Annotated in this window: 12 protein-coding genes and 2 pseudogenes; 7 read left to right on the top strand and 7 right to left on the bottom strand. The window is 70.6% G+C overall.

Going from position 1 to position 14,720, the window contains the following annotated elements; translation table 11 throughout:
• Both MHW47_RS21045 and MHW47_RS21050 read left to right on the top strand, forming a co-directional pair.
• A pseudogene (locus MHW47_RS21045) lies at positions 1-258 on the top strand (family 43 glycosylhydrolase); the annotation flags it as partial.
• A gap of 269 nt (positions 259-527) precedes the next feature.
• Positions 528-1,616: pseudogene (locus MHW47_RS21050) on the top strand (MFS transporter); the annotation flags it as partial.
• Between the two features lie 34 nt (positions 1,617-1,650).
• Here the strand turns inward: MHW47_RS21050 and MHW47_RS21055 are convergent.
• Genes MHW47_RS21055 through MHW47_RS21070 form a run of 4 tightly spaced genes read right to left on the bottom strand, consistent with a single transcriptional unit; the run spans position 1,651 to position 7,861 of the window.
• Positions 1,651-3,513, bottom strand: coding sequence for a TniQ family protein (locus tag MHW47_RS21055; RefSeq protein WP_239225336.1), 1,863 nt, complete (start codon positions 3,511-3,513; stop codon positions 1,651-1,653).
• A gap of 3 nt (positions 3,514-3,516) precedes the next feature.
• A complete protein-coding gene (locus MHW47_RS21060; RefSeq protein WP_239225337.1) occupies positions 3,517-4,794 on the bottom strand; it encodes an ATP-binding protein in 1,278 nt (425 codons plus the stop codon).
• A complete protein-coding gene (locus MHW47_RS21065) occupies positions 4,791-7,052 on the bottom strand; it encodes a transposase (protein WP_239225338.1) in 2,262 nt (753 codons plus the stop codon). The genes MHW47_RS21060 and MHW47_RS21065 overlap by 4 nt, the downstream gene beginning before the upstream one ends.
• Complete coding sequence (locus MHW47_RS21070) at positions 7,052-7,861, bottom strand: TnsA-like heteromeric transposase endonuclease subunit (RefSeq protein WP_239225339.1); 810 nt, start codon at positions 7,859-7,861, stop codon at positions 7,052-7,054. The genes MHW47_RS21065 and MHW47_RS21070 overlap by 1 nt, the downstream gene beginning before the upstream one ends.
• A 232-nt stretch (positions 7,862-8,093) precedes the next feature.
• Between MHW47_RS21070 and MHW47_RS21075 the strand changes: the two genes are divergently transcribed.
• The 5 genes from MHW47_RS21075 (at position 8,094) to MHW47_RS21095 (ending at position 10,842) form a co-directional block, all read left to right on the top strand.
• Positions 8,094-8,528: a terminal protein gene (locus tag MHW47_RS21075; protein WP_239225340.1), complete on the top strand. Its 435-nt coding sequence runs from the start codon at positions 8,094-8,096 to the stop codon at positions 8,526-8,528.
• A gap of 241 nt (positions 8,529-8,769) precedes the next feature.
• Positions 8,770-9,555, top strand: a complete 786-nt coding sequence (locus MHW47_RS21080) for a hypothetical protein (RefSeq protein ID WP_239225341.1) — start codon at positions 8,770-8,772, stop codon at positions 9,553-9,555.
• A gap of 227 nt (positions 9,556-9,782) precedes the next feature.
• Complete coding sequence (locus MHW47_RS21085) at positions 9,783-10,019, top strand: hypothetical protein (RefSeq protein WP_239225342.1); 237 nt, start codon at positions 9,783-9,785, stop codon at positions 10,017-10,019.
• Positions 10,019-10,291: a hypothetical protein gene (locus tag MHW47_RS21090; protein WP_239225343.1), complete on the top strand. Its 273-nt coding sequence runs from the start codon at positions 10,019-10,021 to the stop codon at positions 10,289-10,291. Before MHW47_RS21085 ends, MHW47_RS21090 begins: the two co-directional genes overlap by 1 nt.
• Positions 10,292-10,308: 17 nt before the next feature.
• The gene (locus tag MHW47_RS21095; protein WP_239225344.1) at positions 10,309-10,842 is read left to right on the top strand and encodes a hypothetical protein; all 534 of its coding nucleotides are present in this window, start codon (positions 10,309-10,311) and stop codon (positions 10,840-10,842) included.
• Between the two features lie 82 nt (positions 10,843-10,924).
• On the opposite strand, the gene MHW47_RS21100 is transcribed toward MHW47_RS21095, so the two are convergent.
• The 3 genes from MHW47_RS21100 to MHW47_RS21110 all read right to left on the bottom strand — a co-directional run bounded on the left by MHW47_RS21100 (position 10,925) and on the right by MHW47_RS21110 (position 13,455).
• A complete protein-coding gene (locus MHW47_RS21100) occupies positions 10,925-11,797 on the bottom strand; it encodes a hypothetical protein (RefSeq protein WP_239225345.1) in 873 nt (290 codons plus the stop codon).
• A 660-nt stretch (positions 11,798-12,457) separates the two neighbouring features.
• Positions 12,458-12,931 carry a helix-turn-helix domain-containing protein gene (locus MHW47_RS21105; RefSeq protein ID WP_239225346.1) on the bottom strand — a complete coding sequence of 158 codons (474 nt, stop codon included), beginning with the start codon at positions 12,929-12,931 and terminating at the stop codon, positions 12,458-12,460.
• Positions 12,928-13,455, bottom strand: coding sequence for a hypothetical protein (locus MHW47_RS21110; protein ID WP_239225347.1), 528 nt, complete (start codon positions 13,453-13,455; stop codon positions 12,928-12,930). Before MHW47_RS21110 ends, MHW47_RS21105 begins: the two co-directional genes overlap by 4 nt.
• Positions 13,456-14,720: the final 1,265 nt, after the last annotated feature.

Consider the following 14,720-nt stretch of genomic DNA (forward strand, 5'->3'; position numbering starts at 1 on the left):
CCCTTCCACAGCCGCGACCTGGTCCACTGGACGCAGCTCGGCAACGTCCTGGACCGCCCGGAGCAGCTGCGCCTCACCCCGGACACCCGCGCCTCCGGCGGCATCTACGCGCCGACCCTGCGGCACCACGACGGCCGGTTCTGGCTGATCGTCACCAACGTCGAGGGGGGGAACCTGCTGTTCACCGCCCCGGACCCGTCCGGCCCCGCCGGAGACCTCGGCACCGTCCCCGTACAACGCCCCCCGCGCACCGGCCTGGTGGCCCCCGCCGGTGTGACGCATTCGCGTCCGTGGACGCAGAAGGACATGTGATGGCCGACGAGCAGTACGCATGGCTTGACAGGGAAGCGGCGGAGAAGTTGCTCCGCGGCGACCCGGTCGTCCCTGCCGAAGGCCGTCCCCGTCAGGACGCCGAACGCCTGGCCGCAGCCCTCGACGGCGTGGCCCGCGCCGCCCTGCCCGCCCTCTGCGCCACGCAGATCGTGAGCTGGGGCATCGTCTACTACGCGTTCCCCGTCCTCAACCCCCAGATCAACACCGCAACGGGATGGCCGACCGGGGCGACCACCGCCGCGTTCTCGCTCGGCCTGGTCGTCTCCGCACTCGCCGGAATCCGCGTCGGCCGCATCCTCGACCGGCGCGGCCCGCGCGCCGTCATGACCGCCGGCTCCGTGCTCGGCGTCATCAGCCTGCTGATCGTGGCCGCGGCCCCGAACATCCTGGTCTTCGTCGCCGGTTGGGTGCTGGCCGGGCTCGCGATGGCATCTACCTTCTACCAGCCCGCGTTCGCCGCCCTGACCCGCTGGTGGGCTCCCGACCACGTGCGCGCCCTGACGATCGTCACCCTCACCGGCGGACTCGCCTCCACCGTCTTCGCACCCCTGACCGCGGCCCTCGCCGACCACCTGTCCTGGCGCCACACCTACCTCGCACTCGCCGCCATCCTCGCCGCCGTCACCATCCCCGCCCACGCCCTGGCCCTGCGCGCACCCTGGCCCGACGCCCCAACCAACCCGGCACACAAGGCCGAAGGCGCTGCGGGCGTCGGGCGCAGCCGGCCCTTCCTCCTGCTCGCCGCCGCCTTCACCCTGTCCGGCTTCGCGATGTACGCCGTCGTCGTCGCCCTCGTCCCGCTCCTGCTGGAGCGCGGGTACACCACCAGCCAGGCCGCCTGGGCTCTCGGCATCGGCGGCGCAGGACAGACCCTCGGCCGCACCCTGTACGCAGCCCTCGCCCGCCGCACCACCGCCACAACCCGCACCACGACCCTCATCGCGCTCGGCGGGCTGACCACCGCCGCCTTCGCCGCCGCGCCCGGCCCGTACGGCCTGCTCATCGCCGTGGCGATCGTGGCCGGCATGGTCCGCGGCAACCTCACCCTGCTCCAGGCCACCGCCATCACCGACCGCTGGGGCGCAACCCACTACGGCCGCCTCTCCGGCCTCCTCGCAGCACCAGCCACCACAGCGGCAGCCCTCGCACCCTTCGCCGGCGCCGCCCTGGCCGTCCCGCTCGGCGGCTACGGACCGCTCTTCTTCGTCCTGGCCGCCGTCTCCGCGGCCGCCGCGCTCACCGCGCCGTGGACAGCCGCCGGCACCGTACGCGGCCGACCCTGACGGTGGTCCTGCAAGCGTTGACCACAACTGATCATTAATGATCTTCCCCTCCGAGGATTGCGCTGGCGTAGTCCGGCAGGAGGTCGTGGAGGTACTTGTAGAACGGCTGGTGGGTTGGATCGCGGCCTTGGAGTGAGCAGATGATCGAGGCGTCGACCACGTCGACTCCTCCCCTCGGTAGTGGTTGCAGGTCAGGCGCCAGGCGCCATTCGCTGCCGGTGAGGCGGGACCAGACCAGGGCGGAGAAGCCGGTGCCGATCCGCGACGCTTTGTGGGAGCCGCCGACAATGAACCGGCGTCTGCTGGGGTATTTGTCGACGATCTTCTGCATGGCCGAGTCGGAGAGGGTCCAGTTCGCGAAGCGCTTCCGTCGGGCGTGGTAGTCCAGCGGTGGCTGGTCAGCGACGTGGTCGGCGAGACGCTGGAACAGCGTGGGCAAGTCGACCCGCCGTCCGTGCAGGCGCTCTTCCAGAGGGCGGAATCTTCCCCAGGCGTCCATCCATGCCGACGGGATGCCGAGGTAGGCCCCTGCTTCCTTCAACGACATGCCCGTCGCGGCCTGGACGAGGTGTGCCGCCAGGGCCCTGCGGATCGCGACGTTCCCGGGCGAGCGTCCCGAGTGGCCGAGCGGCGCGGTGATGATCTGCGTCCACTCCTCGGGCAGCTGCTGAGGGATCGCCTGCGGCGAGTAACTGCGCTGGCGGATCTGCAGGAACCCTGGCAGAGCAACCTGAGTGGGCAGCGGCCGAGGGAACCGCTGGTCGAGCAGTTGGAGGACCTCGTGTCGGAACAACGGCGAGCTGTCGCGCCGCAGGGTCAGCCATGTGTGGCCCCAGGCGATGTCGTCGCGGGGAGGTGACTCGGCGATGAGCCGGCCGAGCTCCAGGCGGAGTTCCGGCAGCGGCAGGTTCAGGATTCGCGCCGAGATCGCCAGGAGGGCGGCTGTGCCGCGGGCCGAGAAGACGTCGCTGTCCCATCGCTTCTGGGCGGTGGAGGAGATCCTCAGAGACGGCGCCGGCCCGGGTCGGCTGAGGTCGTCTTCGAGGGCCTGTGCGAGTGAGCCGCTCGGCGCCAGGTTCGCGGTCAGTGGCCAGGTGGCGCGGATGAGCGCGGCCAGAACGAGGAGGTCCGTCATGCGGTTGTGGCCGGCCAGGGGATCCAACGCGCTGCTCGCGCCGTAGGGCCGGGCTTGCAGAAGACGCCGTTGCAGGTGGAGTAGGTCGTCCGAGGGGAAGTCGCTGGCGTTGAGATCGGCGGTGTCGAGCCGGGCGCCGCAGGGGCCCCGTCGAGGGTCGACGACGTTGCGGCACTGCGCTGGGTGGAGCGGGTCGGCGTGCGGCTCGACGATCAGACTGCGTGAGGTGCCTCGGATCATCTGCACCGGCAGCTCGCAGGAGGGGCAGGTGGTGCGAAGGAAACAGCGGTGCTCCAGGCAGGCGAAGTTGGCCGCCATCCGCCATGCCAGTTGCCAGGGTCCTCCGTGGCGTTGCTGGATGGCCGAGCTGTCACCGGCGAGGCAGGAGGGGCAGTAGCGCGTCGATGTCGTCAGCAGCCAGGCGGGGAAGACGCCGCGGGGGGCGGGCGTCAGGCCGCGCATGCCCAGGAGGGCCTCGGCGACGGGCGGATAGCTGTTGACGTGGGGCTTGAAGGTGAGCGCGTCCGCATCGTGCGTCGTCATGCCGGTGGTCGCGCAGAACGCGGCGAGCGCGTCCTTCTCCAGCATGAACATCCGGGGCGCGGGTGCCGAGTGGCTGTTCGGGGCGATCAGGCCGGTGTGCTGCAGAAGGACGACGGGCTTCATGTCCAGGCGGTGGGCGAGCCGCAGGACGAAGCCGTGAAGGTCTTCCCCGGGCAGTGGCGAAAGGCTCCGGGGCAGTTGTTCGAGCGGGTGGCGCACGGATCAGCCTGCGGCCTGGTCGGTTCGGGGCCCGTGGTCGTCGAAGACGGTGTTGCGGCCGCGGCTGCGGGCGCGGCGCTTGGCGGGCTTGGGCGTCGGGGCAGCGGCCTCGCTGTCCGGGGGGTGGGTGAGGTCGTCGCGGCCGATGACGATCTCGTCGAGCAGGGCTTCGTCCAGGAGCTCCCTTCCGCTGGCCATGGCTTCCAGGCAGCCGTCTTCGACCAGCCGGCCGAGGAGCCCGACGACTCCGCCTGTCCGGCGCATCAGGTACTCGGGCATGGTCCCTTCGGTGAGCATCCCGTCGCGGGCGTTCAGCAGCCGCAGGTGTTCCTCGATGCCCTGGAGGTGGTTCACGAACGCCTGGATTCCGGCGGGTGTGGTGGTGCGGAACCGGTCGAGTTCCACGAGTTCGAAGCGCCGCTCGGTCTGGGTGACTTCAAGGCCGTGGACGCGGGTGGTCTCCAGGGGCGGCATCACCCATGAGCGCTGCTTGGCGTTCCAGCGGGCTTCGCGCAGGAGGCCGGTGCCGGGGATGTTCACCCCGGTGAGGATCAAGGTGACGTCCAGGCCCATGAAGGCCCGGATGAGGTCGAGGACGTCCTGGTCGTCGGCGCGGTGCATGCGCAGGCGGTTGATGTCGTCGATGATGAGGACCTTGACGCCGTGGTCCCTGAGCGAGTCGGCGACCTGCCGGACCAGCTGCGGCAGGTTCAGGCTCTTGGAGGGGGCCTTGAAGAAGTTCAGGATGGTGACGCAGGTGCTCTTCGGTGTCGCGGTGACCGGGGCCTGGACGTAGGCGACCGGGGAGTGCAGGTCCACCGTGCCCGCGACGGATGCCGGGTTGACCGAGTTGTGCAGTCGCAGCCACCGGTCTTCGAAGGCGGCGACGACCCGGCAGACGGTGGCGGTTTTCCCGTGCTGGCCCCAGCCGCTGACCATGACCCCGGCCAGCGTGGGGTCGCCCTTCTTGCGGGTGTTGGCGGTGAGCCGGCGGTCGATCAGCCGGGACACCTTCTGGGCCATCGGCGTCTGCTGCAGCGGCAGGTTGACGTTGCTCATCTGCCGGTAGGTGTCGTAGTCGTCGCGCCGCCGGGGCGGCAGTGTGCCCCACTGGGCAGCCGACAGCCGCTGGGCCGGGACCAGCAGGCCGCGGGTGGTCCGGAAGTGCTGCCAGCCGGCGAACGTGTCGCGGCTGGGTGTGTCCGCCAGGATCAGCTCGGCGATCTTCCTCCTGGAGGGCAGGCCCGTCAGCAGATCGCGCGGCCCTGTCGTGTCGGTCATGTGTCGTCCCCCGGCTCGTCGTCGTCCAGTTCGGGCAGTAGGAGCAAGCTCCGCTGCCGCAGAGCGTTATCCAGCAGCTGAGGAGCCTGGGGAGACTGGTCGAGGCCCTCACGTCGTCGGCGCAGGTCCGCGTCGACGGCGGCCTGGACGGTTCGCGCATCCCGGGGCCAGGACGGTCCGGCCGACTCCTGGGCGCCGGCGTTCGGACTTGTTTCCCCAGCTGCCGGAGCCGCCGCGGGCGGGCGGTCGGATGCCGCGGCCCGGCCCTGGGAGGCCAGCCGCGAGCGGGCCACCTTCTCCTTCCTGGTCATCTGGGTGGGCCACTGATCGACAGGGGCCGCCGACCGCAGGATCTCCAGCAGCGGGCGCAGGAGCTCGGTGTCGCTGAGGACCTTGAGCTTGCGCAGGCGGACGTCCGCCATGAGGGCCTCGACGGTCTTATCCGAGAACGCCGGGACCTCGCCCTCGGACGGAAGCCCCGTCCAGCGCAGGTGGTGCCAGGTCTCGTGATCGTCCGGGTCTTGGAGGAAGACCTTGCGCCGGTCCCGTCGGTCGCTGCGGACGACCCACCGTGCTGCGTGCCGGCCGCCGCGGGCTGAGGGGCCCTGGAAGCGGGGCTCCTCCAGCACCGGGTCGTAGTAGTAGAGGCCCAGGATCTTCACCCCGCGACGGCGGTGGATCATCACGTGGTGCTTGCGCAGCAGCTTGTAGTAGAGCTCGGGCGTCGGGATCTGCATCGCCCAGCCGCCTTGGTGCATCGACGCGGCGAACAGGGAGTTCGGGCTGTGGTAGCCTCCGGGCTCCCAGCTGGGCGCGTACTCACCGAGCGCGTGGTTCTGCCAGATCCTCACGATCCAGGTCGCGATGACGTGTTCCATCTGCCCGATGGTCAGCACCGCGTCGGCCTCGGGATCCGTCCCCCGGTCGGCGACGTCCGTGCCGGTGAACCCCAGCAGGTGCTCGAGCAGCATCGTCTTCAGCGAGCCGAAGGCCCGCTCGACCGCGGACTTGTCCGTGGCCCGCATCGTGCGGGCTGGCAGGATGTTGCAGCCGATCTCGTCCTGGGCCTGGACGATCTGGTGGTTCTTGTAGGGGGCGCCGTGGTCGGTGGTGACCGTCTCCGGGGCGAAGAACGGCAGACCGGCGACCTTGTGGCCGGCGAAGTCGGCAACGATGTCGGCGGGGACCCCGGGGTAGGGCCACTCCATCTCCTCGCCCCAGCCCTCCCGCATCGGCAGCGGCATCATCACGTCCCGCAGCAGCATCGCGACGTCCACCGAGGTGTCCGAGACCATCGTCAGGCGGAAAGCGCAACACGAGTGCGTGTAGACGTCCAAGGCCAGGGTGAGCATCACCGAGATCGGCTCGCCGAAGACGCTCTCGCGGAGCTTGACCGGCAGAGGCGTCGAGTCCAGGGCGACCACTTGCCCCGGGCGGTGCACCACCACCCGCGGCCCGGTGTCATCCAGCATCTCCGCCGTTGCCAGATAGCGCTGGCGGGCGCCGCCGGCCCCGAACCACTCCCGCCAGATCCGGCTCAGCGTGTCGCAGCTGGGGACGTCCTTCGTGGGGAAGGAGGGGAACCGCTCGGCCATGTACTGGTGCAGCAGACGGTGCTTGCCCCGCATCGACATCCGCGATCGCCGCACCGACTCCTGACGAACGGCGAGGATCGCCTCCCGGATCTCTGGCCGGACCACCCGTCCTGTCCTGCGTCGGGTCCAGCGGCCGTCCGCGCAGGCCAGCACCAGCTCGTCAACGTGCGGCGCCGACAGGCGGATCAGCGTGCGTTCGCTCATCCGCCGCAGTCCGAGAAGCTCCGCCTCCAGCGGGTCGAGGCCGGCCAGTTCCCTGGCCTTGGTCTTGCGGCGTTCCATCAGCGTCGTGCGGGCCGGATCGTACTCGGCCCGCGGTTCACCCGGCCGGGCCTTCGCCGGGTGCCCCTCACGAAATCCGGTGACGGCCTCCCGGACATGCTCGGCCCGCAGCCGGGCGTGCTTGAGCTGGAGCGGCGTCAGATCCGCCAGAGTCCGCGGCTGGGCCCGACGGCCGTTCCGGCCAGGCACCTCCACGACCTCCGGCAGAGGTTCAGGACGGTGGTGCATGAGCCAGCTGACCGTCCGGTCCTCCGTCTGGCCCTCCGCACTGACCAAGGTGACGCGACCGTGCTGGGGCTCCACCTCGTCGACGACCCAGTCGACGCCGTCGATCCGGAACCCGGCCCCCGGAGCCAGCTCCAGCAACCTCTGTGCCGCCATCACCGGGACTCCGTCCAGCCCGCCGGCCAGACCAGGGCTGAATCATCCAGCGGACGGCCCAGGTCGAAGCCGAGTCTGCGATGCCAGAGCAGATGAACCGCATGAGCGCGGCCCACCGCCGGCAGCCGTGTCGCGTGTACCAGTTCCCCGAACTCAACCGGCCCGTTCGCGGCGGCCGCGAGCAGGGCCGGCTGGCAGCCCAACTGGTCCGTCATCGGCCGCCGCTGTGCCGACAGGGCGTCCAGCCCCGAGAGCACGTGCGGCCGCCAGCCGGTGATCACCGAGTAGTGCCAGCCGCATGCGGCCGCCGCCTCACGGGACGCGGCGAACTTCACCGCGTCCAGCTCACCGACCAGTCCGGCGGGCCGGATATCCAGCAGCCAGTGCCCGCCGTCCCTCATCACCGCCAGGAAGTCGGGGATGTGCCCCGCGTGGCCGTCGACGTGCTCGAAAGCGAGGGCGAAGGGCTGCGGAAGCACCTCGATCACCGCCATGAAGTCCAGGGCCAGCAGGCCAGCCCTCTCCTCCAGCGACTCGTAGCCGTGCTTCCGCCCCGTCGAGACCAGGAACTCCAGCCCGGGACGATGCCGCTGCTTCGTCCTCCAGGTGAAACCACGGACCGGCTTCGACGACAGCACCGGCACCGAACCCAGATCCCGGACCGGCCAGACGACCTCCAACCCGTTGATCTGCCACGCAGCCGTCCAGCGCCTCGCCCAGTTGTCCCGCATCACCAACCGCGTACGGGCCTCATCCAGGCTCCTGTACGACAACATCAGGTCGCCCAGGACGCACCCATCGGAACGCACCTGGGGGACGGTCTTCGGATTCACCGCACCAGACGACCAGCTCGTACGCCGCCCCGCAGCCGTTGATCACAACTGATCACTTCGCAGAGTAGCCGCAGGCTGACATCAACGTCGTTTGCCAACAAGCGTGCTGATTTGCCAACTGTGCTGCGTCGTCACACCCGGCGGGCGGCACCGACTTGGACCCGGGAGGCTGGCCTCTGTCCACAGGTGCACCGTGGTCCCTGGAGGTATGAGCGATCACGAGCAGCAGCAGCCGGCCCCTCCCCGCGGCAAGATCCTGGAAGCCCTCGCGCGGGCGGAGCGGAAGGTCTTCACCCGGCCCGCTCCGAAATCCGCCAATGCACAAGTGAAATTCCTCCTCACGCGGATGATGGGGTCAGCGAAGAGCCTGGCGGAACATGTGGGCACCTCAACTCGCACGATCGAGCGCTACCGGGCCGGGAAACTGACGACTCCGCAGAAGCGCCTGAAGGCCGCCCTGCTGGAGGAGACCGAATCCGAGTGGCAACCCCAGGTCAGAGCACTGGTCCGCGCGGCGGCGGCCACGTCCAGGGGGATGATGGTGGAGGTGACGGCGTACTTCGGGTTCACGTGCACGGGCAGCTCGGACGACGGCCGCGAGCGCCACATCACCACGGACATCTCGCCCACCTACGTGCAGTAGATCCTGGCACTCCAGGAGGCCGGTGCGACGGAGGAGGAGCTGCATCCCATCGTCGCGGAGGCCATCACGGAGTCGTATTTCACGGAATGGGGCACACGGGCCGATGGCCTCCGCGCGGACTTCACGGCGGTCAGCTCGATTTCTTTCCGGTTCTGATCCGGCCGAATTCGGAGCCTGCTATAAACCAGTCGGCGGGCCGCCGAAGAAGCGTTCTGGCGGCGGCCCGAACCGAATCCGCACGATGAATGCGAGACCGAAGATGACCCGGTTCTGGCCGCCCGGCGAGAGCACCCGCCGACCGCTCGCCCCGCGCGTCGCCGCGCCCCGTGAGCCGTACGACCCGGCGCGGATCGGCCGCCGCGTCGTACGGCGCCGGGCGATGGGCATGGACGCCGGCGCCATCGCGGCGGCCCTCGAGGACGCGCGCTTCGACGCCCGGCAGGCGTCCCGGCACGAGGACCTGGCCGACGACGTACGCGGCCCGGCGGAGCTCGCGGAGTGGGAGCGCCTGGACCAGCTGCTCGCCGCGGCCGCACCGGGCACGGTCTACGACCCGGACACCGACGACGTCGTCCAGGCCGAGCTCGCCGCCGACTCCGCGGCCGCCGCCGCCCGGGAAGCCGAGCTGCGCGAAGCGGCCCGGATCGCGGCCCGCGCCGACGAGCTCCAGGCGCTGCGCGAGCTCGGCACCCTGGAGCAGACCGAGCCCCGGCACGGTGACGAAGCCGTACGCGAGGAACTGACCCGGCGAGCCGGCGGGTACGTCCAGGCCGACGTCGACGGCTGGCTCGCGCGCGCCCTGGCCGCGCACCGTGGGCACTACTGCGATCCGGCGGCCCGCCAGGAAGCCGCCGGCCTCCTCACCGCGCCGGTCCTCGCGCACGCCGCGCTGCTCGCCGAACTGGCCCGCCTGGTCCCCCGCGCCGACGTCGACGAGCTGGCGTTCGCGGCCCGCCTCGCCACCACCGAGCCGGAAGCAGCTGGCGCCCTGGCCGTGTTCCTCGCCCGCGCCCACCCCGCCCATTGATCACCAAGGGTGACTGTCACGCGCATTCGATCCGGCTGTCACGCTGCCAGTCGGGCCCGCAATCACGGGCTCGAACCCCGTTTTCCGGTTTACTGAGCAGCGTGACACTTCTCCAGGTGCGGGGTACGGAGTGCGACCGGTGCCCAATTCGGCCGGAGTGGTCCCCGGCCCGTGCACCCGGCGATACCGTGGTGAGACCCGCAAGTTACGCGCCCTGGAGGCCCTCGATGAGCGAACAGCCGGCCCCCGCCGACACCACCGTCCGGCAGCAGCTGGAGCCCGCGGCCGCCGACGGGCTGCGCGCGTACGCGGCCCGGACCCGCGAGAGCGCCGACCAGCTCGCCGCCGTCCTGGAGGACATCGCCACCAACGGCCTGCCCTCGGTGGAGGACTGCACGCCCTGGGAGGAGCTGCGCGAGGCCCACCTCGCCCGGCTCGCCGCCCAGCGCCCGGCCGTCGCCTGATGCCCGCACCGCACGGCCCGCGCCGCGCCCGCATCGCGTTCTCCGACTCCGCCGCCAAGCAGCTGGACGCCATCACCAGCGAAGCCGAACTGCACGCCCTGGACCGCGCCCTGGTCGTCGTCTCCGTCGACCCCGAGGTCGGCGCGCCGATCCCCGGCAGCGCCATCGGCCCGCAGCTGCGCGAGTACGCCGACGAAGTCGAGCGCGTACGGCTCCTGTACTGGGTGACCGCTCTGCGGACCGTGGTCGTCGTTGCGTACATCGAGGTCTAGCCGCCGAAGGAGCCGAGGTGCCCCACCTCATCCAGCAGCTCTCCGCCGACCGCGCCCTCGGTGGGCTCCGCAACGTTCTGGTGGGCTGCTCCCTTCAGGCCGCCACGCTCCGCGAAGGTCCGGCGCGGGAGAGCGGACCGGGCGCGGCCTGGCTCGTCTTCCTGTGCCCAGCCCACTGCGAGGACCTGCCCGCGTGGCCCGCGGCCGCGACCCACCCCGACAACGGCTCGATGCCCTGCGGGACCGTCCTGGACTACCGCACTGCCGAGCAGCAGCTCCGGTCGCACGCCGACCTGTGGCTGACGACGCTGACCGGCGTGGACCCCCAGGCGCTGGGCTACATCTGGTCCGACGTCCTGGACCAGGCCGACCGCGTGCTGCTCACCCTGGTCGAAGAAGCCGGTGCCGACGGCGAGGACAGTCCGTTGCAGATCATGCTGGCGGTGATGGGGGTGGCGTGCCGGGCCGCGGGGGAAGGCGACCTCGAAGTGGCGGCAGCGTCCCTGGGGCACTGCGAGACCCTCGTTGCCCAGCGCCCGGCTGTGACCTGAAGGGCTCGCCGGAGCCTGCGGACAGCCACTCGCCCTAGATGGGGGCGGTCGGGGCTGACCGCCAAGATCCGGCAGAGACGACCTAGAAGGGGGGTGCCGGATCCGCTGTCAGGGCAGTGAGCCAGGCCGTATATGCGGCCCGGCGGGGGCAGTCGGCGGTGGAGCGGGGGGTGGCTGGGCAGCCGTCGGGCCGGCAGTCGGCCAGCCGGTGGTCGCGGTGGGGGACAGCTCGGCGGTCAGTGAGGGCCGCGGAGATCTGGGCAAGGCGGCAGTCGGGCAGGGCGTCCCGGTTGGCCGGGTTGCGGAAGGAGTGGCCGCCGTCGTCGGTGCGGACGCCGCGGGCGTCGGTGCTCCACCGGGACGGGCCAGCCACGCCCTGGCGGCGCAGTACGGCCGCGGCCAGCCGACCAGGTTCGGGGACGCCGAGGCGGTCGCGTAGGACGACCGCGAGCCGTTCGCCCGCGCGGGACGGCGGCTCGTGGTCGCCGAGCGCGGGCAGCAGCAGAAGCATCCGGAGACCGGGGTCGGTGGTGGTGCCGCCGGGCAGGCCGTTGTCGGCCGCGCCGGCCAGTTCGTCCCAGGACAGCCCCGGCCCCCGCCAGTGCCCGGCGTCCCGCGCGAGGGGTTCGGCTTGCGCCCAGGCGGGGTGGTGGATCAGGTAGTCGACGGCGGCGTCCTTGTCGTCGTTCTGGTAGACCACGTGCAGGCGGAGGCCGCCGGCGAGTGGAACGGTGAACACCGGCCGGTCGGCCCCAGCCCATAGTCCACGCGAGAACGCCCGGGCGACGCGGGGGTCGCGGGGTTCCAGCCAGGAGCGGGGTATCCCCTCGCGGAGGCAGGCGCTCAGGTGCTGCCACCAGAACAGCGGCTCGTCCAAGAGATCGGGGCGGTGGGCGAAGCCCCCGGCATCGTGGCGGAACAGGCGGATCGGATGCAGAGCAGGCGGCACGGACACAGGACCATGGTCGTACATCTGCGAGTTCCCCAGCCACCCGGGTCTCCGGGACGGCGGCCTGAACGAGCGCTGGCGGCCGCGGTCCCTACGCAGCCCGGGCCAGGCCGACCTCGCAGGCCCCAGCCTGGCGAGCCGGTCACTCGCTCGACGAACCGCGACATCCGCCCGGCCGCCGACGTGCTGCTGCTCCTGGTGGTGAAGGGTGCAAGACGCTGCTGCGCCTCCGGCGAGAAACGTGGCGCAGCATTCGCACGGCCTTGAGGGCAGACGGGTGCTGCACGGGCAGCAAGGCCCGCCTTGCTGGTGCAGTGGCGGCCCGCTGCCTCCGCGGCTGCGGCATGAGTTCACAGATCTGCGATGTTCCGGACGAGATCCATGCACAGCTGCTGCATACACGGGGGCCGCCGGGCATCGGGGGTTGCTCTGCTGCTTCAGAACGGACCGGTTCACCTGGTGCTACCGCCCTCTCGCTGCGAGCGGCCCGGCACGGCTCGCCCAGCCACACCGACCGAGCTGGTGGCGATCGGTTTGGCCCTGTACGGGGGAACCTTTGTCCATCCAGACGGGGCCCTTTGGTGTCGGCGTCGACACCGGGAACGCGATCGGCGCTGCGCCCGTGGAGGGTGCAGCGCCGATGCCTGTAGGAGGGCGCGGGTCGGATCAGCTGACGGCGTGCAGCGATCCGCGCCTCTTGGCGGCCGCGGCCTTCTTGGCGGCGGCCGCAGTCGCGCGCTTCTTGCGCTGCTCGGCAAGCTGGTCCTGGTAGGCGGCGACGGCCTGGTGGTAGTCCGTCACGTAGGTCTTGCTGTCCAGCCGGTCCGCCTTGGGCATCGCCTTGACGGCGTCGAGGGCGTCCTCGGGAGAGTTGTAGCCGGCCAGCATCGGGTTGATCTGGTAGACGCCGTTGCGGACCTTCCTGACGAGCTTGGCCAGCTCGAGCTCCCGCAGTGCGGCGTTCACGCTGGGGCGGCTGAGGCCGAGCAGCTCACCGAGGGTGGCCTGGTCCATCGCGATGCGGCCGCCGGCCTCGCTGCGCGCCCGCAGTTTCAGCAGCGCCCGGTAGGCGGCGGGCGGCAGGTCCAGGTCGGCGAGAAGGCCGTCGGCGTTGGTCGCCGACCACTTCAAGGTACTCACTGGGCTGATCCCTCCTCCTGGCGCTGCGCACGGACCAGTCGGCGTGCAGCGCGTTCCTCGGCCCGCTTTTTGCGCAGTTCCTCGATCGCCTCGCGCATGTGCTCCAGCGACGGGAACCGGACCAGATCCGGCAGGCTCTCGTCCCGGCGGATCTTAGCGATCGTCTTGTCCTGGTCGACCTGCACGTACTCGGCTTCGACCAGCTCCGTGCCCGGGATGAACTCCGCTACACGGTACGAGTAGGGCGGGTTGAACTGGTAGACGCCCCGGCGCACCTTGAAGACGATGCCATGGCTCATGACCTCCTGCAGCGCCTCGTTGGTCTTCGCACGGGGCACGTCCAGGACCGTGGCCATCTCCTCCTGCGTCAGCCGGATCTGCCCGCCGGCCTTCTGGCAGGCGATCAGCAGCAGGATCAGACGCAGAGGCAAGGCTTCGCGGAAGTACTGTGCGATCAGGAAGAAGAACTCCAGCGAGTCCATGGAGAACGCCTTGGGGCGCTCCCGGGTGTCGTAGAACTCCATCGGCCTGCGCTCGCTGCTGAGCGAGAGCTTCCGGCGCGGGTAGCGGCGAGCGACCGAGTCGAGGTCCTCAACCGGCTGGACCGGCTTGGACCACGCCTGGATCTCCTCACCGAGAGGCAGCTCCGTACGGCGCGGCGCGCTTCGGTGAGGGACGGCGGCGCTGTGGCTCGGGTGTCACGAGGCTGCTCTCCACTTCGCTGATCTTGGATGCCAGCAGTATGTCAGCCACGCCGACATATATGTCGGCGTGGCTGACGTTCCGGCGTGTTGTGTCCCCCCAGGGGGGACAGATCTCCCCCCTGTACGCGAGCGCGGACCGCTCGACGGAACGCTGTCGAGGATGTCGGCCTGACTGACGTTTCGCACCTAAAACTGTCAGCCTGACTGACGTTTCGCCGCCGATATGACTACCCAGGGGGTACATATCGCAGGCGTTGTGTACCCCCTGGGGTGACAGATCACCGGATGCACAAGTCGCTGACCAGCGGGTTCTTGCTCTGCGTAAGTATTAGGTGGCTGAGGTCGACCCGCAGGCGCCGGCCGGACCCTTCGTGGCCGAGGCGGCTTCGCGTGCGGGCCCATGATCCCGCGCAGACCGCGGGCGACACCAGCGGCTCTGAGTCTCGGGTCGCGCCGACCGTGACGGATGCGGGGCCGGCCTTCGTAGCAGGTTCCGTCGCCCGGCCCCGAGGGCCGGGCGACTCAAGTACCTCCGCACGCCGAAATTTCGACTTTCCCATTTCCGGAGTACCGTTCTGTGGCTGATGTCCAGACCTTCCCAATTCGCAATTCTCGCCTACCTGGTGGGCCGAGTATCAGAGCTGATCCAGCCTAAAAGACCGTGCCCCGTGTCATGGCGTTTATAGGGTGTCCCGTGTTTCCGCCAACGGTACATGCTGCATCAATCTGATGCAGCCACTACACTCAAACCCACCCCAACGAGCGACTCCCACCCTCGTAGCCAGCCTGGCCCGCGCCAGCGGGCCCCAACGGTTCTGGAGGCGCAGCCGGAAGGACCGTCAGGCGGGGGAGCGCAGCGGACCCGCCCCGGGAGCGCGAAGCGCTCTCAACTCCCCAACCACAACCCCAACCAGCCGCACCATCACCTCCCACAGCATCAGGCCGCGCACCGCGCGGCCCGCCGGGCGCGCAGCGGCCGGCCCCACCACCTCCCAGAGCGCAGCGAAGGGAGGTGCCCCCGCATCGCGGGGGCCAAGGGAGCGCAGCGACCGCTCCCGCTTCCCAGCGCGCAGCGCTGGGGTACC

The sequence above is a fragment of the Streptomyces sp. OfavH-34-F genome (assembly GCF_022347745.1).
GTDB lineage: Bacteria > Actinomycetota > Actinomycetes > Streptomycetales > Streptomycetaceae > Streptomyces.

Coding starts and splice junctions, on each gene's coding strand:
- MHW47_RS21060 (WP_239225337.1), bottom strand. CDS start 4,794: ATGACCGACACGACAGGGCCGCGCGATCTGCTGACGGGCCTGCCCTCC.
- MHW47_RS21065 (WP_239225338.1), bottom strand. CDS start 7,052: ATGGCGGCACAGAGGTTGCTGGAGCTGGCTCCGGGGGCCGGGTTCCGG.
- MHW47_RS21075 (WP_239225340.1), top strand. CDS start 8,094: ATGAGCGATCACGAGCAGCAGCAGCCGGCCCCTCCCCGCGGCAAGATC.
- MHW47_RS21080 (WP_239225341.1), top strand. CDS start 8,770: ATGAATGCGAGACCGAAGATGACCCGGTTCTGGCCGCCCGGCGAGAGC.
- MHW47_RS21085 (WP_239225342.1), top strand. CDS start 9,783: ATGAGCGAACAGCCGGCCCCCGCCGACACCACCGTCCGGCAGCAGCTG.
- MHW47_RS21090 (WP_239225343.1), top strand. CDS start 10,019: ATGCCCGCACCGCACGGCCCGCGCCGCGCCCGCATCGCGTTCTCCGAC.
- MHW47_RS21110 (WP_239225347.1), bottom strand. CDS start 13,455: ATGGAGTTCTACGACACCCGGGAGCGCCCCAAGGCGTTCTCCATGGAC.